22 protein-coding genes are annotated in these 23,309 nt (G+C 65.4%); 9 read left to right on the forward strand and 13 right to left on the reverse strand.

Translation table 11 applies throughout. The annotated features are described in order from the left end of the window. Positions 1–2 precede the first annotated feature (2 nt). The 7 genes from WN73_RS29525 to WN73_RS29555 form a co-directional block, all read right to left on the reverse strand. Positions 3–1,250, reverse strand: a complete 1,248-nt coding sequence (locus tag WN73_RS29525) for a flavin monoamine oxidase family protein (RefSeq protein ID WP_028174934.1) — start codon at positions 1,248–1,250, stop codon at positions 3–5. A gap of 236 nt (positions 1,251–1,486) precedes the next feature. Next, complete coding sequence (typA, locus tag WN73_RS29530) at positions 1,487–3,313, reverse strand: translational GTPase TypA (protein ID WP_028174933.1); 1,827 nt, start codon at positions 3,311–3,313, stop codon at positions 1,487–1,489. A 237-nt stretch (positions 3,314–3,550) separates the two neighbouring features. Beyond that, on the reverse strand, positions 3,551–3,832 hold the full coding sequence (locus WN73_RS29535) for a hypothetical protein (RefSeq protein WP_011083370.1): 282 nt from the start codon (positions 3,830–3,832) through the stop codon (positions 3,551–3,553). An 18-nt stretch (positions 3,833–3,850) separates the two neighbouring features. After that, positions 3,851–4,096 (reverse strand): hypothetical protein, encoded by a 246-nt coding sequence (locus tag WN73_RS29540; protein WP_028174932.1) that lies wholly within the window; start codon positions 4,094–4,096, stop codon positions 3,851–3,853. Continuing rightward, positions 4,093–5,538, reverse strand: a complete 1,446-nt coding sequence (locus tag WN73_RS29545) for a radical SAM protein (protein ID WP_028174931.1) — start codon at positions 5,536–5,538, stop codon at positions 4,093–4,095. Before WN73_RS29545 ends, WN73_RS29540 begins: the two co-directional genes overlap by 4 nt. Beyond that, a complete protein-coding gene (locus tag WN73_RS29550) occupies positions 5,519–6,235 on the reverse strand; it encodes a prolipoprotein diacylglyceryl transferase (protein WP_028174930.1) in 717 nt (238 codons plus the stop codon). The genes WN73_RS29545 and WN73_RS29550 overlap by 20 nt, the downstream gene beginning before the upstream one ends. A gap of 370 nt (positions 6,236–6,605) precedes the next feature. Next, entirely contained in the window at positions 6,606–7,373 is a 768-nt protein-coding gene (locus tag WN73_RS29555; RefSeq protein ID WP_271555773.1) for a Crp/Fnr family transcriptional regulator, read from the reverse strand. 186 nt (positions 7,374–7,559) lie between these two features. On the opposite strand from WN73_RS29555, the gene WN73_RS29560 reads away from it, so the two are divergent. After that, positions 7,560–7,943, forward strand: coding sequence for a response regulator (locus tag WN73_RS29560; RefSeq protein WP_028174928.1), 384 nt, complete (start codon positions 7,560–7,562; stop codon positions 7,941–7,943). A gap of 23 nt (positions 7,944–7,966) precedes the next feature. On the opposite strand, the gene WN73_RS29565 is transcribed toward WN73_RS29560, so the two are convergent. After that, positions 7,967–9,508 (reverse strand): alkaline phosphatase D family protein, encoded by a 1,542-nt coding sequence (locus tag WN73_RS29565; RefSeq protein ID WP_028174927.1) that lies wholly within the window; start codon positions 9,506–9,508, stop codon positions 7,967–7,969. Between the two features lie 172 nt (positions 9,509–9,680). After that, the gene (locus WN73_RS29570; protein WP_028174926.1) at positions 9,681–11,126 is read right to left on the reverse strand and encodes a TAXI family TRAP transporter solute-binding subunit; all 1,446 of its coding nucleotides are present in this window, start codon (positions 11,124–11,126) and stop codon (positions 9,681–9,683) included. A gap of 151 nt (positions 11,127–11,277) precedes the next feature. Between WN73_RS29570 and WN73_RS29575 the strand changes: the two genes are divergently transcribed. Together WN73_RS29575 and WN73_RS29580 are read left to right on the forward strand one after the other, a co-directional pair. Then, positions 11,278–11,580, forward strand: coding sequence for a 4a-hydroxytetrahydrobiopterin dehydratase (locus tag WN73_RS29575; protein ID WP_011083363.1), 303 nt, complete (start codon positions 11,278–11,280; stop codon positions 11,578–11,580). Between the two features lie 96 nt (positions 11,581–11,676). After that, a complete protein-coding gene (locus WN73_RS29580) occupies positions 11,677–12,060 on the forward strand; it encodes a YkvA family protein (RefSeq protein ID WP_028174925.1) in 384 nt (127 codons plus the stop codon). Between the two features lie 69 nt (positions 12,061–12,129). Here WN73_RS29580 and WN73_RS29585 read toward each other — a convergent pair whose 3' ends face one another. The 3 genes from WN73_RS29585 to WN73_RS29595 form a co-directional block, all read right to left on the reverse strand. Then, on the reverse strand, positions 12,130–13,290 hold the full coding sequence (locus WN73_RS29585; RefSeq protein ID WP_011083361.1) for a TAXI family TRAP transporter solute-binding subunit: 1,161 nt from the start codon (positions 13,288–13,290) through the stop codon (positions 12,130–12,132). Between the two features lie 18 nt (positions 13,291–13,308). Next, positions 13,309–14,031, reverse strand: coding sequence for a hypothetical protein (locus tag WN73_RS29590; protein ID WP_231166609.1), 723 nt, complete (start codon positions 14,029–14,031; stop codon positions 13,309–13,311). Between the two features lie 630 nt (positions 14,032–14,661). Further along, a complete protein-coding gene (locus tag WN73_RS29595) occupies positions 14,662–15,636 on the reverse strand; it encodes an NADPH:quinone oxidoreductase family protein (RefSeq protein WP_028174923.1) in 975 nt (324 codons plus the stop codon). Positions 15,637–15,877: 241 nt separating this feature from the next. Between WN73_RS29595 and WN73_RS29600 the strand changes: the two genes are divergently transcribed. The 6 genes from WN73_RS29600 (at position 15,878) to argG (ending at position 21,889) form a co-directional block, all read left to right on the forward strand. Continuing rightward, complete coding sequence (locus tag WN73_RS29600) at positions 15,878–16,717, forward strand: SDR family oxidoreductase (RefSeq protein WP_028174922.1); 840 nt, start codon at positions 15,878–15,880, stop codon at positions 16,715–16,717. A 116-nt stretch (positions 16,718–16,833) separates the two neighbouring features. Continuing rightward, the gene (locus tag WN73_RS29605) at positions 16,834–17,496 is read left to right on the forward strand and encodes an invasion associated locus B family protein (protein WP_011083357.1); all 663 of its coding nucleotides are present in this window, start codon (positions 16,834–16,836) and stop codon (positions 17,494–17,496) included. Between the two features lie 165 nt (positions 17,497–17,661). Further along, entirely contained in the window at positions 17,662–18,864 is a 1,203-nt protein-coding gene (gene rlmN, locus WN73_RS29610; RefSeq protein ID WP_011083356.1) for a 23S rRNA (adenine(2503)-C(2))-methyltransferase RlmN, read from the forward strand. A gap of 166 nt (positions 18,865–19,030) precedes the next feature. Next, positions 19,031–19,525 carry a hypothetical protein gene (locus tag WN73_RS29615; protein WP_028174921.1) on the forward strand — a complete coding sequence of 165 codons (495 nt, stop codon included), beginning with the start codon at positions 19,031–19,033 and terminating at the stop codon, positions 19,523–19,525. A 156-nt stretch (positions 19,526–19,681) separates the two neighbouring features. Further along, positions 19,682–20,458: a phosphatase PAP2 family protein gene (locus WN73_RS29620; RefSeq protein WP_028174920.1), complete on the forward strand. Its 777-nt coding sequence runs from the start codon at positions 19,682–19,684 to the stop codon at positions 20,456–20,458. A 93-nt stretch (positions 20,459–20,551) separates the two neighbouring features. Then, on the forward strand, positions 20,552–21,889 hold the full coding sequence (gene argG, locus WN73_RS29625; RefSeq protein WP_028174919.1) for an argininosuccinate synthase: 1,338 nt from the start codon (positions 20,552–20,554) through the stop codon (positions 21,887–21,889). A 191-nt stretch (positions 21,890–22,080) separates the two neighbouring features. Here argG and WN73_RS29630 read toward each other — a convergent pair. Next, the coding region (locus tag WN73_RS29630) for an OmpA family protein (RefSeq protein ID WP_271555781.1) at positions 22,081–23,309 on the reverse strand (1,229 nt) is incomplete at its 5' end.

Raw genomic sequence — 23,309 nt, forward strand, 5'->3', positions numbered from 1 at the left:
GGTTATGGCTTGCGCAGAGCCGCCAGCACTTCCTTCGCCGCCCGTTCTCCGCTGTCCCGCGCCCCGTGCGCCGTGGTGAAGAAGGTCGGCGACGTCGCCTCTCCGGCGAAAAACAGCCGTCCATCCACCGGTGCAGCCAGCACCGCACGGTCGCCGGCGTGTCCGGGCAGCGCGTGCGAATACGACCCTCGCGCGAAAGGATCATGCGCCCAACGCGACTCGCACAGCGGCTTCAGCTTGCGGCGGATGTCGTTGCCGAGGAAGCTGGCGATCTCGTCGATGCTCTGCGCGGCGATGGCGCCGTCGCCGGCGTCTTCCAGTTCTCTTGCGAAGCTGCCGCCAAAAAAGCCTTCGATGCAGGGCTGGCCGAACGGGCGGATGTGGTAGGTGCCCATCGCGGTGCGCATGGTGGCGCCGCGCAGGTTGCCTTCCCTAGGGAACGCTTCGGCATCGCCAAGCGCCAGCGTCACCTTGTCGTCGACACCGAGCGGCAGGCCGGCTGCGGCATCGACCTTGGCGGGGAGCTGTGGCGAGAAGCGGATCGCCTCATCGGCGATCAGATTGGTCGGCACGGTGACGATCGCCTTGCCGGCGGTCAGCGTGCCCTGCGACGTCTCGATACGAATGCGCGGGCCGGAATGATCGATCAGCGTGACCATGCAGTTCAGCGCCACCGGGCAGGGCGCGCCATAGGCCACGACCAGGGCGCCGTAGCCGCGGCGGATGCGCCAGTTGAGGTTGGTGTCCTCATAGGCGTCCCAGTCCAGCGTCGACATGTCCTTGAGTTCGCAGCCGTTGATATAGGTCGAGATCGCGTCGATCATGGGATTCCAGCGATTGCCGGGCTCGAGGCTCAGGCTCGCGGGCTCGTCCTTGCCCTTTTGCGCGGCCTGCCAGAGGCGCTCGTAGAACGCGTCCATCGCCTGCATGAACTCGTCGCGCTGGCTTTGCGGAAACGCGTTGCCGAAGGCGCGCTCGCGCCAGGGCGGCAGGTCCTTGTTGACCTCGAAATCGAGCTGCCTTGCGATTGCGACGAAGGAGTTTTGGTCCGCCGAATGCAGCCAGCCGCAGCCGACGTCGAACGTCACCTCGGGCGAGGCCTGCACGGTCCACGCCCGGCCACCGAGCCGGTCGCGGGCCTCCAGCACGATGGCGGAGAGGCCGGAACCCGCCAGCGCGTGCGCCGCGCCGAGCCCGGCAGCACCGGCGCCGATGATCGCGACATCAACGGAGGAGGGAAGGGAGCTCATGGGCGGGCTCTAGCACGTTCGCTGGATGTGCTGAAGCCGCCACAAGTCAGCTGTCATCACCCGCCCTGTGCGCGCTTGCGCACTGGAGCGGGTGATCCAGTATTCCAGAGGCGGGAGTGACGCTCCGTAGGGTGGGCAAAGGCGCTCTTGCGCCGTGCCCACCATTGCCGACCGGGACTTCAAGTGGTGGGCACGCTACGCTTTGCCCACCCTACGGCACAACGGCGTGCGGTAGCTTACGCCACCGCTTCCTTGGACTTCTCCGCGCGCTTGCGCTCGTTCGGGTCGAGGTGCTTCTTGCGCAGGCGGATCGACTTCGGGGTGACCTCGACGAGCTCGTCGTCCTCGATATAGGCGAGCGCCTTTTCCAGAGTCATGCGGATCGGCGGGGTCAGGCGCACGGCTTCGTCCTTCGACGTCGTGCGGATGTTGGTGAGCTGCTTGCCCTTGAGCACGTTGATCTCGAGATCGTTGTCGCGGGTGTGCTCGCCGACGATCATGCCCTTGTAGACCTTCCAGCCCGGCTCGATCATCATCGGGCCGCGGTCTTCCAGCTTGAACATGGCGTAGGCCACGGCCTCGCCCTGGTCGTTGGAGATCAGCACGCCGTTGCGGCGGCCCTGGATCTCGCCCTTGTACGGGGCGTAGCCGTGGAACAGGCGGTTCATGATCGCGGTGCCGCGGGTGTCGGTGAGCAGCTCGCCCTGGTAGCCGATCAGGCCGCGGGTCGGCGCGTAGAACACCAGGCGCAGGCGGTTGCCGCCGGACGGCTTCATCTCGACCAGCTCGGACTTGCGCTCGCTCATCTTCTGCACGACGACGCCGGAATGCTCCTCGTCGACGTCGATCACGACCTCCTCGATCGGCTCCATGGTGGCGCCGGTGGCTTCGTCCTTCTGGTACACGACGCGCGGGCGCGACACCGAGAGCTCGAAGCCCTCACGGCGCATGGTCTCGATCAGGATCGCGAGCTGCAATTCGCCGCGGCCCGAGACTTCCATCGCGTCCTTGTCGGCGGCCTCGACGACGCGCAGCGCGACGTTGCCTTCGGCTTCACGGAGCAGACGGTCGCGGATCATGCGGCTCGTCACCTTGTCGCCTTCGGTGCCGGCGAGCGGGGAATTGTTGACGATGAAGGACATCGACACGGTCGGCGGATCGATCGGCTGTGCCGGCAGCGGCACCTCGACGGTCGGATCGCAGAAGGTGTCGGCGACGGTGCCCTTGGTCAGGCCCGCGATGGCGACGATGTCGCCGGCTTCGGCTTCATCCAGCGGCGTGCGCTCAAGGCCGCGAAACGCCAGGATCTTGGTGATGCGCCCGGTCTCGACCAGCTTGCCGTCGGCATGCAGCACCTTGACCTGCTGGTTCGGTTTGAGCACGCCGGAGGAGATGCGGCCGGTGATGATGCGGCCGAGATAGGGGTTGGCCTCCAGGATGGTGCCGATCATCCTGAACGGACCTTCCTCGACCGTCGGCGGCGCGACGTGGCGCAGGATCAGGTCGAACAGCGGCTCCATGCCCTTGTCCTGCGGACCCTCGGGGCTCTCGGCCATCCAGCCCTGCTTGGCCGATCCGTAGAGGATCGGGAAGTCGAGCTGCTCCTCGCTGGCGTCGAGCGCCGCGAACAGGTCGAACACCTCGTTGATGACTTCGGTCGGGCGCGCGTCGGGGCGGTCGACCTTGTTGATGACGACGATCGGCTTGAGGCCGACCTTCAGCGCCTTGGAGACCACGAACTTGGTCTGCGGCAGCGGGCCTTCAGCGGCGTCCACCAGCACCAGCGCGCCGTCCACCATGTTGAGGATGCGCTCGACCTCGCCGCCGAAATCGGCGTGGCCGGGGGTGTCGACGATGTTGACCCGGGTGTCCTTCCACTGCACCGAGGCTGCCTTGGCCAGAATGGTGATGCCGCGCTCGCGCTCCAGGTCGTTGGAGTCCATGGCGCGATCCGTCACCTTCTGGTTCTCGCGGAACGTGCCGGACTGCTGGAGGAGTTTGTCGACCAGGGTCGTCTTGCCGTGGTCGACGTGGGCGATGATGGCGACGTTGCGGAGGTTCATGAGTGAGCTTCTTTGCGTTCGAACAATGGGTTAAGCGCGATCTCGCCGGCCAGACCGGGACCTCTTCTCGAAACAACGCTGGAAGACTGGAAACGGGCGCTTTCCGCCCAAAAAGGGAAGCCCGGTCTATCGACCGGGCACCCTGCGCGTTGCGGCGCAATATATGCAAAAACCGCCAAAAAACAATGTGTTCTTTGCCGGTTGGTTGACTGAATTTTGTCCGGGAATTCCCGGGGCTTAGGGCTGGGTTCCGGGATGAGCGGGGGCCTTTCGCCCCTTGATCGCCGCCCAGATCAGGACGACGCCCCCGATGCCGACGACCAGCCCCAGGAAGACCAGCGGGGCGATGTCGGAATCGATCTTGCCCCCCTCGGATATGGAGATTCCGCCGAACAGGAGTGCGCAGAGACCCGGAAGCAGCAGGATGACCCCGGAGATCGCCATGAGCGCGGTCAGGCAGCCGCCGCGCTGCGGCGGGGCGGCCGGAGGAGGCGGGGGCGGGGGGGCGATGTTGCTCATGAGGAGGCGACACTCTTGTCAGGGCTTGGGCGGGCTCGCCGCGCGGATGAACAGGAAGATCGCAAATCCGACCAGGACCAATCCAATCAGGACAAAGGGGGCACCTTGGCCGCCGAATGCCAGGAAGCACAGGCCGGGGAAAAGCAGCACCACGCCGGCGATCACCATGAAAGCGGTCAGGCGCCCGTCGCGCCGTGGCGGCGCCATCGGAGGCGCGTCCCCTTGCGGCGTCGGAGTCGGAGGAGGCGTGCCGGTGTCGCTCATCGCGGCACCTCCTCGCTTTGGCGTGCCTCGCGATACGTCTCGCCAGCCAGTGCAGCGCGGATGCCGTCGATCTTTCCGTTGCGATAGAACAGATTGTAGGTGTCGAACGGAATGATCGCGCCCTGCTCCGTGACGAAATGGATGCAGGACCGCTTGACGTTGCCGACGCAGAAATTGAAGCGGTCGAGAAACTGCACGATGGTGACGCGGAACACGTTCTCGTAAGAAAGTCCTTCCGGCACCTCGAAGCTCGGCAGGCAGCACAAGAGCTCGCAAACGCGCTCGGAGGTGTTGATCGGCCCCGACGACAGTGAGAACAGATCGACAAATTTTTCCCGCAGCATCGGATATTTTTCCGGGCTGATGGTGTTGGGCATCACCGCAACCAGCTGTTCCTGCGGGATCAGCGAGGTCAGCGGCAGCACCTTCTCGCCTTTGCGCAGGCCGTAGCCGATCGAGATGCTTTCGGGGTTGCAGGGCAGCGGGATCATGTCCTTGTCGCCGAACACGCCGGTCTCGACCACGCGGTTGCGAATCTCCGACAGCATGATGCGGTCGGTATTCTTGTCGAAGTTCTCGTTGCGGCCGGCATCCTGCACCGGCTGGAGCGTGACGCCGCGCACGCATTTCCAGGTCAGCGCGTGACGCACGATGTCGCCGATTTCGGCATCGTTGACGCCGCGCTTGATGGTCGCCACCAGCGTGGTCGACACGCCGAAATGCTCGAGATTCTCCAGCGCCTGCTGGCGGATCTTGCGCAGGTCCGCGCCGCGCAGATTGATCAATGGATCGCGTTGCAGCGAATCGAACTGGAGATAGACCTCCAGCCCGCGCTTGTTCTCGGCGAGCCGCGCCACGAAATCCTTTTCGCGGGCAATGCGCAGGCCGTTGGTGTTGATCATGACATGGCGGATCGGGCGGGCGCGCACGGCGTCCAGGATCGCGAAGAAGTCCGGGTGCAATGTCGGCTCGCCGCCGGAAATCTGCACGAGGTCGGGCTCGCCCTCGCTGGCAACCAGCGCGTCGAGCATCTTCTCCACGGTCGCGAGCGGGGTGAATTTGGTTCGCGCCGGCGCGGATTCGGCGAAGCAGACCGGGCAGGTGAGATTGCAGTGCTCGGTGATCTCGATCAGCGCGAGGCAGGAATGCTGCTCGTGATCCGGGCAGAGGCCGCAATCATAGGGGCAGCCGAATTCGGTGCGGTGCTGGAATTGCAGCGGGCGGTCGCCAGGCTTGATGAAATCCTTGCACAAACGCCAATAGGCCGCGTCGGTGGACACGAGCGTCGACTGAACGCCATGCTCCTTGCACCGCTTTTCGTACCAGACCTCGTTGTCGAGGATCTGGATCTTGGTCGGCACCAGCTTCAGGCAGGTCTCGCAGAGGGACTGGGTCTGGCCCCAGAAGATGTAGGGACGCGACTTACGCAACGGCGCGTTCATGCACAGGTCTCGCTTTGGGCGCCGTCGCCAGCATGATTGCGGCGTAGAGGAGGATGAACAGCGACAGCAGGTGAAACAGCGTGAGGGGGCCGATCAGCGTGCCATAGGGCTTGAGGAATTCCCACAGGAAGCGCTGCGCTCCATAGTAGAGCAGAACCAGGTAGAAACCATTGGTGATCGCGAATGCGTTCCGGTTCAAGACCGCCAGCACATAGAGCAGCGCGAACATGCCCATCGCGGCGCTCTCGTAGAGCTGCACGGGATGGCGGAGAATGCCGTCGCCGAAATCATGGCCCCAGGGCAATGCCGTCGGCGTGCCGTAGGTGAAATCGTCGAGGCCCGCGAAATAGCAGCCGAGCCGTCCGATCGCGATACCGAGGGCCAGCGGCAGCGCAAACCGCGCGCCCGTGCGCAGGGCGATGCCGGCGGTCCATTTGTAGAGCTCGACCGCCACGATGCCGCCGGCAAGCGCGCCCTCGACCGAGCGCGCAATGCCGCTTTCGCCCGACAGCCACAGATTGGCGGACCCGAACAGATAGGCGGCAAGGCCGGCGCCGAACACCAGCGCGGCGATGTAGGGAAGCTCGAAGGATTGCGCCGGAAACCGCAAGCCTTGTCGCGACAGCCAGTAAACCGCCGCCCCCGCCGCCAGCCACGCCGCAACATCGAAGACAGTGTGAAGGAATGCCCCGCTCATGCGGAGCGGGTATAGCACGGCGGACGTGCGGTGTCGCACGTCGGCATCCTTTCATGGAGCGCAGGGCTATCGCATGTGGTGTGCACGATGCGGCGGCACCGGCGCTCGGCTCCCTCTCCCGCTTGCGGGGGAGGGCTGGGGTGGGGTGTCTCCGCGGCGGGATTGCCTGGGATTGCGGAGGACGTCCCTGCGTGGTGAGAGCCCTCACCCGCCGCGCTCGGGACGATGCTTCGCATCGCCCCGGGGCGCGTCGGCCTCTCCCGCAAGCGGGAGAGGCGAAGCAAGCCCGCGGACAATCCTCGTGAAATCCACATGCGATTGCTCTGCATGGAGCGGGAGGTCAGGGGGATCGGGAGCGCGCCGGAGAGGGTCAGCCCGTGCTGCTCGCCTCCTCCGTCGGGTAGACGCCGCGCAGCACTTCCTCGAAATGGTTCTTCACCGCCTCGTTGCAGAGGCAGGCGCGCAGGCGCAGGCGGTCGCGGTCGCGGACCAGGATCGAGCCGCGCCGCGTGTCGAGGATGCCGTCGGCCCTGAACGACTGGAGCACGCGGCTCGCATAGCTGCGCCCCACCCCGAGCAGCGTCGCAAGCTGCTCATGCGTCAGCGGCACGCTGCTCTCGTCGCCGGTCCGCTCCATCGCCGCCAGGATCCATTTCGCCGTGCGCTGCTCGATCGAGTGGATGGCGTTGCAGGCGGTGGACTGGAAGATCTGCGCCAGCATGCAGTCGGCATAGCGGACGAAGATGTTGCGCAGCGTGGGCGAGCGCAGCTTGGCCGCCTCCAATTTGCCGACGTGGATGCGCGCAAACGGCCCGCCGAATTTCACGCAGATGCGGGTGTAGGCCGGCAGAAATCCCTCGCTGACGATGCCGCCGACCGCGCCTTCGCGGCCGACCAGGATGGTCTCGACGTCGCGGCCGTCTTCGTTGGGAACGAGAAAGGTCGCAAGCGACGGCCCGCACGGAAAGTGCACGACCTGGACATCGTCGCCGGGACTGTAGAGCAGCTCGTTGGCCGCGGCATCGTCAACGATGACGTGTGGCGCGAGCAGCGCATAGTCGGCCGGACTCAAGCGTCGCAGCAGATTGTTGGCCGGCCGGCTGCCGACCTCCGTAACCTTCCCGATACGCGCGTCCATCGTAAATCCCTGCTCTCCTTTCAGCACGAGCGAGTCTCGATCGCTGGCCGTGTGCACAAGTGGACAGACGTCAAAACTGTTCTGTGGTGAGTTTCGTTCCGGGAACCCTCCGATGCGCTGGGCGCAGGCGTCGGAATGCGGCTGTCCTTGATCGGTAAGAACATGCAGCCCTCAATAGCCAGGATCATGATACCTGCTTCCCCGGACGGCTCGTCCGACGTCCCCGCCGATGTCCTGATCGTCGAGGACGATCCGATCATCGCGATCGACTTCGAGGACCGCCTGCTGGGATTTGGCGTGAGAAGCGTGCGCACCGTGGGTTCGGTGGCGCAGGCGCTAGCCGCGATCGCGGCGCGCGCGCCCGACTTCGCGCTGCTCGACGTCGAGCTCAGCCGCGAGAACAGCTTTGCCGTCGCCGAGCGGCTGGCGGCCCTGAAGATTCCCTTCGTCTTCGTCACCGGCTATGGCGCCGAGACACGGATCGCTTCGGATTTCGTCAACCGGCCGCGTTTGCAAAAGCCGTGCTCGAGCGATGCGCTCGAGGCCGCGCTACGGTCGCGCGGCTCATGACGCTCCGCTCTGGCTGAAGCGGCTCAAGCGAGCTTCGGATCCAGCGTCGTCGACCACAGCGCGACGTCGGCGCGGTCGCGCAGGGTCACCGTCATCTGGCCGGAGGCGCCGTCGATCTTGACGTGACCGAAGAACTGCATGCCGGCCGACGGCGGCAGGTTCTGGCTGTCCTTGCCCGGCGCCTTGACGAAGCGCACCTCCGGCCCAAACGTGTTGTCGAGCGCGTTCGGACCGAAGGTGCCTGCGTGCAGCGGGCCGGAGACGAATTCCCAGAACGGCTCGAAATCCTGGAATTGCGCCTTGTTCGGGTCGTAGTAATGCGCGGCGGCGTAATGCACGTCCGCGGTCAGCCACACCGTGTTGCTGATCGGCGCCGTCTTGATGAAGCGCAGGATGTCGGCGATCTCGAACTCGCGGCCACGCACCGGGCCGTCGCCCTGAGCGATCGCTTCCGATCCGCCCTTCGGCGTGTCCGAGACGACGAGGCTGAGCGGCATGTCGGAGGCGATCACCTTCCAGGTCGCACGCGAGTTGAGGAGGCCGCGCTTGAGCCAGGCGATCTGGTCCGGGCCGAGGAAATAGCTGGCGGGGCCGTATGCGGTTTCGAGATTGGCGCCGTTGGGGCCGCGATAGCTGCGCTCGTCGAGCACGAACACGTCGAGATGCGGGCCGTAGGAGATCTGCCGATAGACGCGGCCCGGCTCATTGATGCTCTCGCGCATCGGATACATCTCGTGGAAGGCGCGGCCCGCGCGCGCTGCGAGCAGCGCGATGTCGCGCACCTTGTAGGTCGCCGGGAGCTCCTTTGACAGCGACCAGTTGTTGGTCACCTCGTGGTCATCCCATTGCACGAAGATCGGCACTTCGGCATTGAAGGCGCGGAGGTTCGCGTCGGTGAGATTGTATTTGTGCGCGGCGCGGTACTCGTCCAGCGTCTCGGCGACCTTGGCCTTCTCGGGAATGGTGACGTTCTTCCAGGTCTTGCCGTCGGCGAGCTTCACCTCGGATTCGATCGGGCCGTCGGCGTAGATCGTGTCGCCCGAGTGCAGGAAGAAATCCGGACGATGCTTGCGCATCGCGGAGAAGGTGAACATGCCGCCGTCATCGGGATTGATGCCCCAGCCTTGACCTGCGACGTCGCCGCCCCAGACGAAGCTGACGTCGCGGCGGTCGGCCGGCGCGGTGCGGAAGCGGCCCACCACCGGCTCGCCCTCGATCGCGCCGTGCGAGAGATCGCGGAAGCGGACGCGATAGAAGATGTCCTGCCCGCCCGGAAGATTTTCGATCAGCATCTTCGCGGTGAAGTCGCTTTCGGGCAGCGCCGCGATCGGCGGCAGCGCGCGCGCGTCCTTGAAGGACTCCGTCGTCGCCACCTCGACCAGCATCTGCGATGGACGATCGGCGCGCGCCCAGACCACGCCGCCGTCGACGGTGACGTCGCCCGACTGCACGCCATGGGTGACCGCCGGCCGGTCGGCCGCGCGCGACAGATAGGGCATTGCGATTGCGCCAAGCGCACCGGTGCTGGTGGCGAGGAAACGGCGGCGGGAGAATTTGATGTTCATGGTGGATTCGCTGGTTGGCTGTCTTGCGCGTATCTTGCGCCGTCATTCCGGGACGGTCCGAAGGACCGGACCCGGAATCTCGAGATTCCGGGTTCGATGCTGACGCATCGCCCCGGAATGACAGCGAAGCTATATTGAGACAATGTGACGCAGCGATTACGCGCGCAACCGTTTACGCGTTGCCGGCGGCCCGGAATTGCGCGCCGGCGCGCGGCGGGTTTTGCGGCATGCTGAACAGCACGGCCTTGCGGTCGGCAATCGCGGCGTGGAACTGGTCGAGCACGATGTTGAACGCGGTGAGCGCACCTTCCTCGATCGCCCCGTGGTCGTAGCAGCGCAGCGTGTCACGCAGGATCTCGTCGGCCTCGGTCTGCATCTGGTCGAGCTCGTCCATGGTCTCGCTCTTGCGCGCCGCCGCGATCATGTCGAGCAGGCGATCGCGCAGATGGCTGTTGTTGTCGCGCTCGTCCTTCTTCAGATAGCCCGCAAACCACGCGCCGATCGAACCCATGGCGGAGAGCGCCATCAGGGTCCACCAGATGTAATCGCTGTATCTGTCGAGGAAGGTCTTTTCCTCGCCGTCGACGAAGGCCGCGGCACCGGGATGCACGGGGATCACGGCATCCTTGTCGGTGTCGGGCGTTTCGATCTTGGCGGCGAGCGGGAATTCCGTCACCAGTTGCTGGCGCACGGCGAAGAGCTGGCGCGTGAACGCCGCGATGGTGGTTTCGGACACGCCTTTGCGCGCCACGATGTGGTGCGCGAAGCTGATGGTCTTGACCTCGTCCTCCGGTCGGTCAGGCGAGCCGCCATAGGTGCCGGCGGGAATCTCCGCCGCTTCATAGACCGGATGATTCTGCGCGATCGCATCCGCCGAATCGATCGCGAGGAAAGTCGGCGCGCCGAAATCCTTGGTGGAGGCGGCGATCGCATCCGACGTGATCTTGCTGTTGACGGGGCCGGCCGCGAGATAGGCATCGGCCTTCTGGGCCTTGATTGCCTCGGCGGCCTCATTGGCCGGGAATTGTATGATCTCGACCTTGGCGGGATCGACGCCGTATTGCTGGAGGATCACCTTGAGCAGGTTGACGTTGGCCTGCGTGCGGCCGACCACGCCGACGCGATGGCCGGCGAGCTGCGCGATCTTGGTGATCTTGGCACCCTTCTTCTTGCCCTTGCCGGGGACGGACCACAGCACCACGACGTTCTTGCGCAGGGTCGCGACCGCTTGCGCGTTCTTCGGCACGTCGACATCGCCGCGTACGATGGCAAGATCGACCTTGCCCTCCGCAAGCGCTTCGGCGCTGGCCGTGGCGCCGTCGGTCTGGATCGGACGTAGCCGCACATAGCTCTTGTTTTGCGAGAAGGCCTGCGTCAGCGCCTGCACGACCTTGATGTCGTCGCTATTGGGGGGACCGACCGCGATCTTCAGCGCCACCGGCCGCATCGCGAAATAATAGCCGCCGGCAAGCGCGCCGACGATTGCGAGCACCAGCGCCAGAGACACGAGCGCCGTCTTCCGCGCCGCTGATCGCGGCGAAGGCGGAGAGGGCGTTTCGGCCAGGTCCAATCCCCCGGTCATCGATCTCCCGAACAGGCGCTTGAGGCTCAGTTTCATCTTCGCCGGCGATTTACGCCCGCAATTGTAGCAAATTTCTTGTCCGGCGGGGTTACATCTCCGTCATGGTTAGCGGATGGGGCATATCCCGCGTGAACCCGGGCGTAAGCACGGTGTTAGGGTAAAGTTCCCCTGAAGCACGGAGACGATCATGGCAGAACGGCTGACGACGGAGGCGCGCAAGCAGGCGCTGGGCGGAATCCCTGACTGGACCGAGGTTTCGGGCCGCGACGCCATCGGGAAAACCTTTGTCTTCAAGGATTTCAACGAAGCCTTCGGCTTCATGACCCGTGCAGCGCTGGTTGCCGAGAAGATGGATCATCACCCCGAATGGCGCAATGTCTACAAGACCGTGGAGGTGGTGCTGTCGACCCATGACGCCGGCGGCGTCACAGCGCTCGACATCGAGCTCGCCAGGGCGATGAACGCCATCGCCAAGCTTACACCGGGCTGACGTCTTGCAGCGACCGGCTGCATCCCCATCTTGTGATTGTGATCAGCAGGGGATGCGGCGATCCGCCGCTCCGGGCTGAACGGGGAGTTTTGGAGCATGGCTGCCGAACACAGCGTCGGCTTCGAGCCGGCCGATCGGCTCGCGGAAGATCGTGAAAGCGTTCGCCGCCGCTTCTGGCGCAAGCTGAAGCGCGTCGCCGCGCATCTGCCGTTCGCCGAAGACCTGCTCGCCGCCTACTACTGCGCGTTCGACCGGCAGACGCCGCGCCATGTCCAGGCGTCGCTGCTGGGGGCGATCGCCTATTTCATCCTGCCGTTCGATTTCGTCCCCGACGTGATGCCGATCCTCGGCTTCACCGACGACGCCGCCGTGCTCGCCACCGCCATCCGCATGGTCGCCAGCCACATCACGACGGAGCACCGCGAAGCCGCCCGCGCCGCGCTGAAGCGGGGCGTGGACGAGGTGGAGGCAGGAGAGTAGTTGCTGGCAACGCCTCGTCGCCACATCCTCCGTGTCGTCCTGGCTTTCGCCAGGACGACGCCGAGAGAGCTACTTCTTCTCCGCCTGCGCCCGCGCCTTCTCCGCATCCCACGCCTGGAATTGCTTGAACAAGGTCTCCTTGTCCGCGTCGGACACCTGTGCGGCCGCGGGGCTCTGCTTCAGGAATGCCTCGAAGCGCTGGCGCGTCACCGGCTCGACGCCGTGCTTGTCGAGCCATTGCTGCGCCACCGGCAGCCTGCTCCAGCCTGACAGGGGCGCGGCGAGCGAGACCTCCTTCCACTTGGGATGGAAGGGTGGGTTCTGGAGCGAGGGGAATTTCGTGAAGAACGCGTCCACGAACAGTGCGAGCTTGCGATAACGCTCGGTGTTGGGCGCCCAGTTGTAGGCCGCGAGCACCGCAGGCACGGCGATCGTGTCCACGCTCTCGCCCTCCTTGATCAGGTTCGGATAGTCCTTCGCGGTCAGCGTCGCCGGCAGATAGTCGCTCTGGAGCGGCTTTGCATAGTCGACCTTCGCGAGATGGAAGCGGCCGTCATTGCCGAAGGTCGAGACCGATTTGTACGGCTTGCCGCCGACCACGATCACGGCGTCGATCTCGCCGGCCTTCAGCTTTTCCATCGCGATGCGCTGCTCGACATAGACGAAGTTCGCCTTGATCCCGAGTCGTTCGAACACGGTGAGCGCGGTGACGAAGGTGCCGCCATTGGGCAGGTCGACGCTGACCTTCTTGCCCTCGAGGTCCTTCAGCGTTGCGATCGACCGCGGCGCGATCACCTGCATCTCTTCATTGTAGAGCTTGGTGACATACGTGAACTGCTTCTTGATGTCCTTGGCAAAGCCCTTGCGCTCCAGATAGTCGAGCGTGTCGGCCCGCACGACGCCGAGATCGACGCCTTGCAGGAACAGGATGTCGGCGACGCTCTGCACCGAGCCGCGGCCGACGATCGGCAGCACGCGGATCTTGTTGCCGTCGTCGAGCACGGAGGCGAGGTCGGCGCCGAACTGCACATAGGTGCCGCCGATCGTGCCTGTTATCAGCGTGACGGTGTTGGCGTTGAGCGCCTGCTTGGTCGAGGTCGAGCCGAACTGGAAGATGGCCTTCAGACTGTCCGAGACCTTGGCCGGATCGTATTCGGTCTGATCGGCGCGCGCTGCGAAGGCACAGATGGTCATGATGGCGGCAAGCGCCATTCCCAAAACGTTACGCATGATGTCCCCTGAAGAGTTCTAGTTCGAGAGCTGGGTGAGCCGCCGTCGCGCCTCTGCCGATCCGAGGCTGGCGGCCCGCTGGTACCAGTCGCGTGCGGCGCCGGCGTCGGCGGTGATGCTCCGCGTGTCCTTGGTGCCCAGGACGGCTGGATCGTAGGTCTGCGCCAGCAGGAACGCCGCCGTCGCATCCTGCGCATTCGCCGCGCGCTCGAGCAGCAGACGCGCCGCGGCGATGTCGCCGATGGTCATCAGGCTCTTGGCGCGCGCCATCAAGCCGGCCAACGTGTCGGCGTCGAGGCTCTTGGCTGGCGGCGGTGGCGCGGGCTGTGCGGCGACTTGTGTCGGTACGGGCGCGGGTGCCTGAGCCTGTAGCGCGCTCTGATAGGCGGTTGCGATCGCCTCGCGGCTCGGCGTCGCCGGTGCGGCAATATCCTGTGCGTCTCCGCTCGCCAGCATCGTGTTGGTCACACGCGCGGCATCCTCGACCGGACCCTGCCGTGCGGCGGGCGGATTGGCGGGAGCCGCGGCCTCGTTCGCGGCCGCGCCGATCCACGACGCGCCGTTGACGGTGAGCAGCCGGTTGATGTCGGACCAAAACAGCGCGATCGGGACCGCGATGACCGACGCGGCCAGGACGGCAGCGAGAATGCGCCGGACGATTCTGGTCCTGGTGCGCACGGCCAATGGCGCGAATTCCCGTGGATCCGGCGCGCTGAGCGGATCGGACAAGAACAGTGGCATAGGATCGTGCGATGAAGGATCGGTCCGTTCAGCGCGCGCACGAATGTAGGATGCGGTGGACGTATGTGATGCCGCTTGTTCGGAGTCGAGCGCTCTCGACCCCCAGGACGGACGGAATGCCGTCGTCTCCATGGTGATGCTTCCCCCAATACTGACACAACGCGGGGCAGTGCCGGTTTTAGTTTTCTTGTTTTTGTCCAGGAGCGCCCTGCAGACTGGAACCGGTAAATCGCAATTTGAATCAGCCCAAAAAGCGACAACGGTTGGGGCGAATCGGGAAAAATTTAGGTTTGATTCGGGCGGCGCGGCGGAGTGCACCGCAATTTTGGCGATGGTGGTTGCGAAGGCGCTACCGTGCGGCGGCATCGGCGCTGGGCTCCCTCTCCCGCTTGCGGGGGAGGGCTGGGGTGGGGTGTCTCCGCGTCGGGATTGCCAGGGATTGCGGAGAACGTCCCTGCGTGGCGAGAGCCCTCACCCGCCGCGCTCGGGACGATGCTTCGCATCGCCCGGGGCGCGTCGGCCTTTCCCGCAAGCGGGAGAGGCGGAGCAAGCCCGCGGACAATCCTCGTGAAATTCACATGCGATGACAGGTGTGTGCGTAGCGACGGCGTCGCGCCGTCGCCTGCACCGTCACGGATGCAAGATCACCTTGCCCATGGCCTGGCGTCCCGCGAGCACCTTCAGCGCGTCCGCGGTCTGTGCCAGCGGGAAGGTGCGATCGACGTGCGATGAGATCTTGCCTTCCGCGGTCCACTTCACGAGCTTCTCGAGATTGGCGCGGTTCTTGGCGGGATTGAGCCGGGTCCAGGCGCCCCAGAACACGCCGCGGATGTCGCAGCCTTTCAGTAGCGCGAGGTTCAGCGGCATCTTCGGAATGTCGCCGGCGGCAAAGCCGATCACGAGGAAGCGGCCTTCCCAGGCGATCGAGCGCAGTGCCTGCTCGGCATAGGCGCCGCCAACCGGATCGAAGATGATGTCGACGCCCTTGCCGCCGGTGAGCTTGCGCAGGCCTTCCTTCAAATCTTCCTTGCCGTAGTTCAGCGTGAGCTCGGCACCATGGGCTTTCGCGAATTCGAGCTTCTCGTCCGACGAGGCGCAGGCGATCACCTTCAGGCCCATCAGCTTGCCGAGCTCGCAGGCGGCGAGGCCCGTGCCGCCGGCCGCGCCGAGCACGGCAAGCGTCTCGCCGGGCTTGGGGCTGGCGCGATCTTCCAGCGCATGCAGCGCGGTGCCGTAGATGATGATGATGCCGGCCGCGCGGTCATAGTCGAGATTGTCAGGGATCTTCACGATCGACGCCGCCGGCAGCGCGATCTTCTCGCGCGCGCCGTTGTGGCCGCAGGAGGCGACCACGCGATCGCCGACCTTCAGGTCGGTCACGCCAGGGCCGATGCTCTCGATCACGCCCGCGACTTCGGCGGCTGGCGAGAACGGGAACGGCGGCTTGATCTGGTACTTGCCCTGGATCATCAGGATGTCGAAGAAGTTCAGCGCCGCCGCCTTGATCGCGATCACGGCCTCGCCGGGACCTGCCACCGGATCCGGCACCTCGGCGAGCACGAGATCGTCGGGCTGGCAATATTGCGTGCAGAGAATGGCTTTCATGGCGACACCTTCTTGAGAAGCGAAGTCTTGGGCGTTTCGAGGTGGAATTATAGTTGGCCCGTTTCTGCCGGATTTAGCGCGGCCCTACAATCCGGATTCTTTGTCTAAGGGAGCGCGCAGGCCTATCCTTGCGTCATTGCGAGCGCAGCGAAGCAATCCAGAAACCGTCCCGCGGAAATAGTCTGGATTGTATCGCTTCGCGCGCAATGGCGGAGCAAGAAGGAAGAGAAGGATTCAAACGATGTTTGAAACGGGTCTGCTCGGGGGCAAGCGCATTCTCGTCACCGGTGGCGGCTCGGGCCTCGGCGCCGCGATGGGGCGAGGTTTCCTCGCGCTCGGCGCCGAGCTCGTGATCTGCGGCCGCAAGTTCGACCGGCTTGAAACGACTGCAGCCGAGATGCGCGCGCAGAGCGGCGGCAAGGTCACCACGATCGCCTGCGATATCCGCGACGGCGCCGCCGTCGAGAGCATGATGGACGCGATCTGGCGCGAGGCGCCGCTCGACATTCTCGTCAACAATGCCGCGGCGACCTTCATTGCCCAGAGCGAGCATCTGTCCTTCCGCGCCGCGGATGCGATCCTGGCGCCGACGCTGCATGGCGCGATGTATTGCACGCTCGCCGCCGGCAAACGCTGGATCGACGGCAGGCATGCCGGCGTCGTGCTCTCGATCCTCTCGACCTCGACCATCACCGGCCGCGCCTTCACCGTGCCGTCGGCGATGGCGAAGTCGGCGCTGCTGGCGATGACCAAAAGCCTTGCAGTGGAGTGGGGTCCGAAGGGCATCCGTACCGTCGCGATCGCGCCGGGTCCGTTCCCGACCGCCGGCGCATCGGGGCAGCTCCGCCCCGAAGGCCGCGACGACGGCTGGACGGCGCGCAACCCGCTCGGCCGGACCGGGGACCACAGCGAGCTTGCCGATCTCGCCAGCTTCCTGGTCTCCGATCGCGCCGGCTATATCAACGGCGAGATGGTGGTGATTGACGGCGGCGCGCATTTGCGCAGTTCCGGCGCCGAAGACCTGCTTGGCTGGACCGACGCGCAATGGGCCGACCAGCGTGCCGCGCGATCCCGGGGCTAGCTGTTGCCAACCCGCTAACTGCCTTCCCAAATTGAACTTTCCCGGTTATCCCTGCCGCGGGGACAAAGCGCGGCCGGGCCATCTTCCAGTCACAATATTGAGGGAACCACTCCAGCATGTGGCGGGTGCTATTTTTGGCTTTGACGGCCGGCGTGACGGCGTGGGGAATCACTGATTCCGCGCGGGCTCAGACGGCGCAACCGGCGCCCAAGTCTGCACCCAAAGAGGCCGCACCGAAAGCGGCTGCGCCGGCGGCCAATACGACAGCAAAGACGGCTGCAAAGCCCGAGAGCAAGCCGGCGGGCCCGGCTGCGGCGGTTGCGGGCGGCGCGGAGCCCACCTTGATCGGCCAGTTCGGCACCTGGGGCGCCTATTCGGCCACGCCCAACGGCAAGAAGGTCTGCTTTGCGCTGGCCAAGCCGTCGTCGTCGAAGACCAATCCGCCGAATCGGCCGCGTGATCCCGCCTATGCCTTCGTCTCGACCCGGCCGGCCGAGAAGGTGAACAACGAAGTCTCTGTCATGATCGGCTACGCGCTGAAGCCGGGATCGGAATCGTCTGTCGAGGTCGGCGGCGCCGCCTTCGCCATGTACACGCAGGGCGACGGCCTCTGGATCAAGAACGCGGCCGAGGAGGAGCGGATGGTCGAAGCCATGCGCAAATCCGCCGATCTCGTGGTCAAGGGCATCTCGGCCAAGGGGACGGAGACGACCGACACGTTTTCGCTGAAGGGCCTCGCCCAGGCGCTCGACAAGATCGCCCAGGACTGCCGGCGTTAAGGCTGCGGGCGATAAGGTCGCAATCGGCGGTTCCGGTTGCTATATAGGGGCGGTTCCAAGTTTTTCCGTCATTCCGGGGCGCGCGAAGCGCGAACCCGGAATCTCGAGGTTCCGGGTCTGGTCCTTCGGACCATCCCGGAACGACCAAGCCATTAGGTCCATTCCATGCAACCGACGACCGAGCCGCACAACGCAATCCTGGTGGAGAAGACTCCACTCGAAACCTATGTGCCGCCGGCCAAGCCGTCGCTCATCGGCCTGTCGCGCAACGAGCTTGCCGATCGCCTCGGCGAGATCGGCGTCGCGCCTGCGCAGCGCAAGATGCGCGTGCAGCAGCTGTGGCACTGGATGTATTTCCGCGGCGCTCAGAATTTCGACGAGATGACGTCGATCTCGAAGGGCATTCGCGCCGAGCTCGCGCAACATTTCACCGTCGACCGGCCCGAAGTCGTGGCCGAGCAGATCTCCAACGACGGCACCCGCAAATGGCTGCTGCGGCTGCCGAGCGGCGACAATGTCGAGAAGGCGCATGAAGTCGAATGCGTCTACATCCCCGAGACCGATCGCGGCACGCTCTGCGTCTCCTCGCAGGTCGGCTGCACCCTGAATTGCTCGTTCTGCCACACCGGCACGCAGCGCCTGGTGCGCAACCTCACCGCCGGCGAGATCGTGGGACAGGTGATGGTCGCACGCGATCGCCTCAATGATTGGGCCGATCGCGAGGACGGCACGCGCCGCGTCACCAACATCGTGATGATGGGCATGGGCGAGCCGCTCTACAATTTCGACGCGGTGCGCGATGCGCTGCTCATCGTCGGCGACAACGAAGGCATCGGCATCTCCCGCCGCCGCATCACGCTGTCGACTTCGGGCGTGGTGCCGAATATCGTGCGCGCGGGCGAGGAGATCGGCGTGATGCTCGCGATCTCGCTGCACGCCGTGCGCGACGAGCTGCGCAACGAGCTGGTGCCTCTCAACCGCAAATATCCGATCAAGGAGCTGCTGCAGGCCTGCCGTGACTATCCCGGCGCCTCGAACGCGCGCCGCATCACCTTCGAATATGTGATGCTCAAGGGCGTCAACGATTCGCTCGACGATGCGAAGCTGCTGGTGAAGCTGCTCAAGGGCATTCATGCCAAGATCAACCTGATTCCGTTCAATCCCTGGCCCGGCACCGCCTATGAATGCTCGGACTGGGACCAGATCGAGAAGTTCTCCGAATACATCTTCAACGCCGGCTATTCCTCGCCGGTGCGAACCCCGCGCGGCCGCGACATCCTCGCCGCCTGCGGCCAGCTCAAGTCGGAAACCGAAAAGCTCTCGGCCCGCGAACGCCAGACGCTGCGCGCCATGGCGATGACGGATTGAGGATGCGTGCCTCGTGCACTCTCGTCATGCCTGGGCTTGATCCGACCATCTGCGTTTATGAGCCGTCATTCCGGGGCGCGCGTAGCGCGAACCCGGAATCTCGAGATTCCGGATTCGGTGCTGCGCACCGCTCCGGAATGACGATGACACTCAACAGGGCCATCAGATGTCCCTGATCGGCCGCCTCGTCGTCATCTTCATGGGCTTTCTCGCCGCCTGCTTCGTCGGCGGCATGATCGTCGTCGTCGCGCTGCTGTTTCCGGAATTCGCCGATCTCGGCGCAGGTCCCGTCGATGAAGGTACGATCGACATCCTGCTCGGATTCGGTTTCATCTTCGTCTCCGGCTTTGCGCTGGTGCCGGCAGCGGTGATCGTCGCGATCACCGAAGCGCTCTACATCCGCAGCGCACTGGCCTATGCCGTCGGCGGCGGCCTCGTCGGGCTCGCCTGCTACCTCGGCCTCGTTCCCTTCCACTCCGACACGCTGCAGTTCGAGGGCATCGTGCGGCGTCACCTCGAGATCATGACCGGCGCCGGCATCGTGGCCGGCGTGGTCTACTGGCTGATCGCCGGCCGCAACGCCGGCGCCTGGCGCAATCCGCCACCCCCGCGCAAGCCGCCTCCGCCGCTGCCGTCGCAGTCGAGGCCCGATGCGCGGTGACTGGCGCTGTCATTCCGGGATGGTCCGAAGGACCAGACCTCAGGTGCGCAATTGCGCACCGGGGAATCTCGAGATTCCGGGTTCAGCTCTGCGAGCCGCCCCGGAATGACGGTGAAAGGGTTTTCATCCCCGCCCCACTCCGCTAAACCGCGCGGCATGAACCGGACTGGACTTTTCATCGCCCTGGCGCTGTGGCTCGTGATCGGTGTCGTTTTCGGCCTCTATCCCGAGCTCGATCTCAAGCTCGCGTCGCTGTTCTTCGACCCCGAGACGAAGACGTTTCCGCTCAAGCTGAACGGCTGGGCGGGCTTTGCGCGTGATGCGGCGATGTGGATCGCCTGGGCGTTCGTGCTGCCCTCGCTGGTGGCGCTTGTGGTCAAGATGATCCGGCCCGATCGGCCGCTGATGGTGTCGGGGCGCGCGATCGTGTTCCTGCTGGTGACGATCATCCTGTCGGCCGGAATCCTCACCAACCTCACCTTCAAGACCTATTGGGGCCGGCCGCGCCCGGTGGTGGTGACGCAGTTCGCCGGCGACCAGCAGTTCGTGCCGTGGTGGGATCCGCGCGGCGGCTGCGTGCGCAACTGCTCGTTCTTCTCGGGCGAGGGCGCGACTGCGTTCTGGACGCTGGCGCCGGCTGCGCTGGCGCCGCCGGCGTGGCGCCCGCTCGCCTATGCCGGCGCGGTCGTCTTCGGCCTTGTGACCAGCGGGCTCCGCATGGCCTTCGGCGGGCACTTCTTCACCGACGTGTCGATCGCCGGCCTCGTCACCTTCGTCGTGATCTGGTTCGCCTACGCGATGATTTACCGCTGGCCGCGGACGCGGTTTTCGGACCAGGCGGTCGACGCCGCCCTGACCCGGCTGAACATGCCCGCCTACCGGCTCCGCCAGCGCCTGTTCGGCCGCAAGACCGGCCCCGAGCCGTCAGTTTGAGCCATTAAATGCGTGCCGAGCCCTGCGAAATTTGATATTCGCCCGGTCAATCCGCAACCGCCATCAGCCCCCTGAGACCCGATTGGAAGCCCCATGACCACGATCCTGAAGAGCCTGCCCAAGGGCGAGAAAGTCGGCATCGCGTTTTCGGGCGGCCTCGACACCAGCGCGGCGCTGCTCTGGATGAAGCAGAAGGGCGCGCGCTGCTACGCCTATACCGCCAATCTCGGCCAGCCCGATGAAGCCGACTACAACGAGATCCCGCGCAAGGCGCAGGAATTCGGTGCCGAGAAGGCCGTGCTGGTCGATTGCCGCACGCAGCTCGTCCACGAAGGCATCGCCGCGATCCAGTCCGGCGCCTTCCACATCTCGACCGGCGGCATCACCTATTTCAACACCACGCCGCTCGGCCGTGCCGTCACCGGCACGATGCTGGTCGCGGCGATGAAGGAGGACGGCGTCAACATCTGGGGCGACGGCTCGACCTTCAAGGGCAACGACATCGAGCGCTTCTATCGCTACGGCCTGCTCACCAATCCGAGCCTGCGCATCTACAAGCCCTGGCTCGACCAGCAGTTCATCGACGAGCTCGGCGGCCGCGCCGAGATGTCGGCGTTCATGACCGCCCAGGGCTTCGCCTACAAGATGAGCGCCGAGAAGGCGTATTCGACCGACAGCAATCTGCTCGGCGCCACGCATGAAGCCAAGGATCTCGAGAGCCTCGACAGCGGCATCAAGATCGTCAACCCGATCATGGGCGTGCCGTTCTGGCGCGAGGACTGCAGCGTCAAGGCCGAGAAGGTCGTGGTGCGTTTCGAGGAAGGCCAGCCCACCGCGCTGAACGGCCAGACCTTCACCGATCCCGTCGCGCTGTTCCTCGAAGCCAATGCGATCGGCGGCCGCCACGGCCTCGGCATGAGCGACCAGATCGAGAACCGCATCATCGAGGCCAAAAGCCGCGGCATCTATGAGGCGCCCGGCATGGCGCTGTTGCACATCGCCTACGAGCGACTCGTCACCGGCATCCACAACGAGGACACCATCGAGCAGTACCGCATCAGCGGCATGCGTCTCGGCCGCCTGCTCTATCAGGGCCGCTGGTTCGATTCGCAGGCCCTGATGCTGCGCGAGACCGCGCAGCGCTGGGTCGCGCGCGCCGTCACCGGCGAGGTGACGCTCGAGCTGCGCCGCGGCAACGATTATTCGATTTTGAACACGGAAAGCCCGAACCTCACCTATGCGCCGGAGCGGCTCAGCATGGAGAAGGTCGAGGACGCGGCGTTCACGCCGGCCGATCGCATCGGTCAGCTCACCATGCGCAACCTCGACATCGCCGACACGCGCACCAAGCTGAAGCTCTATACGGACACCGGCCTGCTTTCGGGCAGCGAAGGCTCGCAGATCTTCCGGCTGGAGAACGACAAGGGCTGAGATTTTCGTAGCCGTAGGGTGGGCAAAGCGAAGCGTGCCCACCATCCTTCCACGTCCGAGATAGTGGTGGGCACGGCGCTCGCGCGCCTTTGCCCACCCTACGATTGCGCGATGTGCCGCAACGTCGCGCGCAACAACGAAAACAAAAATGGCCGGGATTTCTCCCGGCCATTTTGCGTTTGTGTGTGCCGTTACCGCGGCGGCGCGGTGCCGGGCGGGGGCGGCGGCAGCGAGGCCTGACCGCCGTTGAGCAGCGGCGTGATGTTGCGGACGGTGACGCGCCGGTTGATCGCGCTCGGCCCCTGCGTCTGCTCCTTCAGGTACTGCTCGCCATAGCCCTGCGACGTCAGGTTCTCCGCAGGCACACCGAACTGCTGGGTCAGCAATTCGGCCGCGGACTGCGCGCGGCGGTCCGACAGCGACAGATTGTCGACCTCGTTGCCGACCGCGTCGGTATGTCCCTCGATCAGGAACACCACGCGCGGGTTGGCCTGGATCGCACGGTTGAGGCCGTCGGCGATCACTTGCAGCTTCGCCGCCTGATCCGGTGGGATCGTCCACGAACCCGTCTCGAAGGTGATCGTGTTGACGTCGATGCTCGGCATCTGCATGCGAATATTCGGGCTGTAGCGGATCTCGTCGAGCGTGTAGCGCCGATTGATCCGCTGCACCGGCGGTGCCTCCATGGTCTGGTAGATCACGTCCGGCGACGCCTCCTCCGCGTCGACGATGTAGCGATCGTAGGGAATGTTCACGACCGGCGGCGGCGCGTCGACATAGAAGCCGCCGACCGACTGCGGATCGCGGTAGCTGTTGTCGATGATGATGAGCTCGCGCCCGCCGGGGTCCCTGCGAATTCGCCGCAGCAACCGACCGTCGGGAGCGACCACGGTGATGATCTCGCTGCCGTCGGGACGGATCACGACGGTGCGAGTATCGCCGCCGACGGTGTCGGTGCGGATGTCGCGGGCGCCATAGCGGAAGCGATAGAGATCGTTGCCGCGGACGTAGGCCTGCCCGCCGGGATCGCGGATGATGATGCGATCCGGCTCGGTGTAGACGGTGCGGCCGCCTTCGATGGACTCGCGTCGCTGGTTGTGCAGGTCGGCGATGGTCGCACCGATCACGGCGCCGGCCACGACGCCCGCACCGATCGCGAGCGGCGTCAGGTCACGCTGCGGCGGACGCGGCGGAGGTGGCAGCGGTGCGACGACTGTCGGCGCGGCCTGGAAGGCAGGCGTAACCGTCGGCGGAGCGAATTGCGCCCTGTTGGGTGGCGGCGTTGCGGCCGCCGAGCCCGGGACTGTGCTCGGCGCTGCGGCACCGGCAGGAGCCGCGGGCCGGGCCGGGAGGCCGCCGGCCTGGGGCGTCGCAGCCGGAGTTCCGGCAGCAGGCGCGCCGGCGGGCGGCGTTCCACCCT

The organism is Bradyrhizobium sp. CCBAU 45394, from assembly GCF_028128655.1.
GTDB lineage: Bacteria > Pseudomonadota > Alphaproteobacteria > Rhizobiales > Xanthobacteraceae > Bradyrhizobium > Bradyrhizobium diazoefficiens.

Excerpts from the sequence above, each read along its gene's own strand:
- WN73_RS29525 (WP_028174934.1), bottom strand. The coding sequence starts at position 1,250 with ATGAGCTCCCTTCCCTCCTCCGTTGATGTCGCGATCATCGGCGCCGGT.
- typA (WP_028174933.1), bottom strand. The coding sequence starts at position 3,313 with ATGAACCTCCGCAACGTCGCCATCATCGCCCACGTCGACCACGGCAAG.
- WN73_RS29535 (WP_011083370.1), bottom strand. The coding sequence starts at position 3,832 with ATGAGCAACATCGCCCCCCCGCCCCCGCCTCCTCCGGCCGCCCCGCCG.
- WN73_RS29540 (WP_028174932.1), bottom strand. The coding sequence starts at position 4,096 with ATGAGCGACACCGGCACGCCTCCTCCGACTCCGACGCCGCAAGGGGAC.
- WN73_RS29545 (WP_028174931.1), bottom strand. The coding sequence starts at position 5,538 with ATGAACGCGCCGTTGCGTAAGTCGCGTCCCTACATCTTCTGGGGCCAG.
- WN73_RS29550 (WP_028174930.1), bottom strand. The coding sequence starts at position 6,235 with ATGAGCGGGGCATTCCTTCACACTGTCTTCGATGTTGCGGCGTGGCTG.
- WN73_RS29555 (WP_271555773.1), bottom strand. The coding sequence starts at position 7,373 with ATGGACGCGCGTATCGGGAAGGTTACGGAGGTCGGCAGCCGGCCGGCC.
- WN73_RS29560 (WP_028174928.1), top strand. The coding sequence starts at position 7,560 with ATGATACCTGCTTCCCCGGACGGCTCGTCCGACGTCCCCGCCGATGTC.
- WN73_RS29565 (WP_028174927.1), bottom strand. The coding sequence starts at position 9,508 with ATGAACATCAAATTCTCCCGCCGCCGTTTCCTCGCCACCAGCACCGGT.
- WN73_RS29570 (WP_028174926.1), bottom strand. The coding sequence starts at position 11,126 with ATGAAACTGAGCCTCAAGCGCCTGTTCGGGAGATCGATGACCGGGGGA.
- WN73_RS29575 (WP_011083363.1), top strand. The coding sequence starts at position 11,278 with ATGGCAGAACGGCTGACGACGGAGGCGCGCAAGCAGGCGCTGGGCGGA.
- WN73_RS29580 (WP_028174925.1), top strand. The coding sequence starts at position 11,677 with ATGGCTGCCGAACACAGCGTCGGCTTCGAGCCGGCCGATCGGCTCGCG.
- WN73_RS29585 (WP_011083361.1), bottom strand. The coding sequence starts at position 13,290 with ATGCGTAACGTTTTGGGAATGGCGCTTGCCGCCATCATGACCATCTGT.
- WN73_RS29590 (WP_231166609.1), bottom strand. The coding sequence starts at position 14,031 with ATGCCACTGTTCTTGTCCGATCCGCTCAGCGCGCCGGATCCACGGGAA.
- WN73_RS29595 (WP_028174923.1), bottom strand. The coding sequence starts at position 15,636 with ATGAAAGCCATTCTCTGCACGCAATATTGCCAGCCCGACGATCTCGTG.
- WN73_RS29600 (WP_028174922.1), top strand. The coding sequence starts at position 15,878 with ATGTTTGAAACGGGTCTGCTCGGGGGCAAGCGCATTCTCGTCACCGGT.
- WN73_RS29605 (WP_011083357.1), top strand. The coding sequence starts at position 16,834 with ATGTGGCGGGTGCTATTTTTGGCTTTGACGGCCGGCGTGACGGCGTGG.
- rlmN (WP_011083356.1), top strand. The coding sequence starts at position 17,662 with ATGCAACCGACGACCGAGCCGCACAACGCAATCCTGGTGGAGAAGACT.
- WN73_RS29615 (WP_028174921.1), top strand. The coding sequence starts at position 19,031 with ATGTCCCTGATCGGCCGCCTCGTCGTCATCTTCATGGGCTTTCTCGCC.
- WN73_RS29620 (WP_028174920.1), top strand. The coding sequence starts at position 19,682 with ATGAACCGGACTGGACTTTTCATCGCCCTGGCGCTGTGGCTCGTGATC.
- argG (WP_028174919.1), top strand. The coding sequence starts at position 20,552 with ATGACCACGATCCTGAAGAGCCTGCCCAAGGGCGAGAAAGTCGGCATC.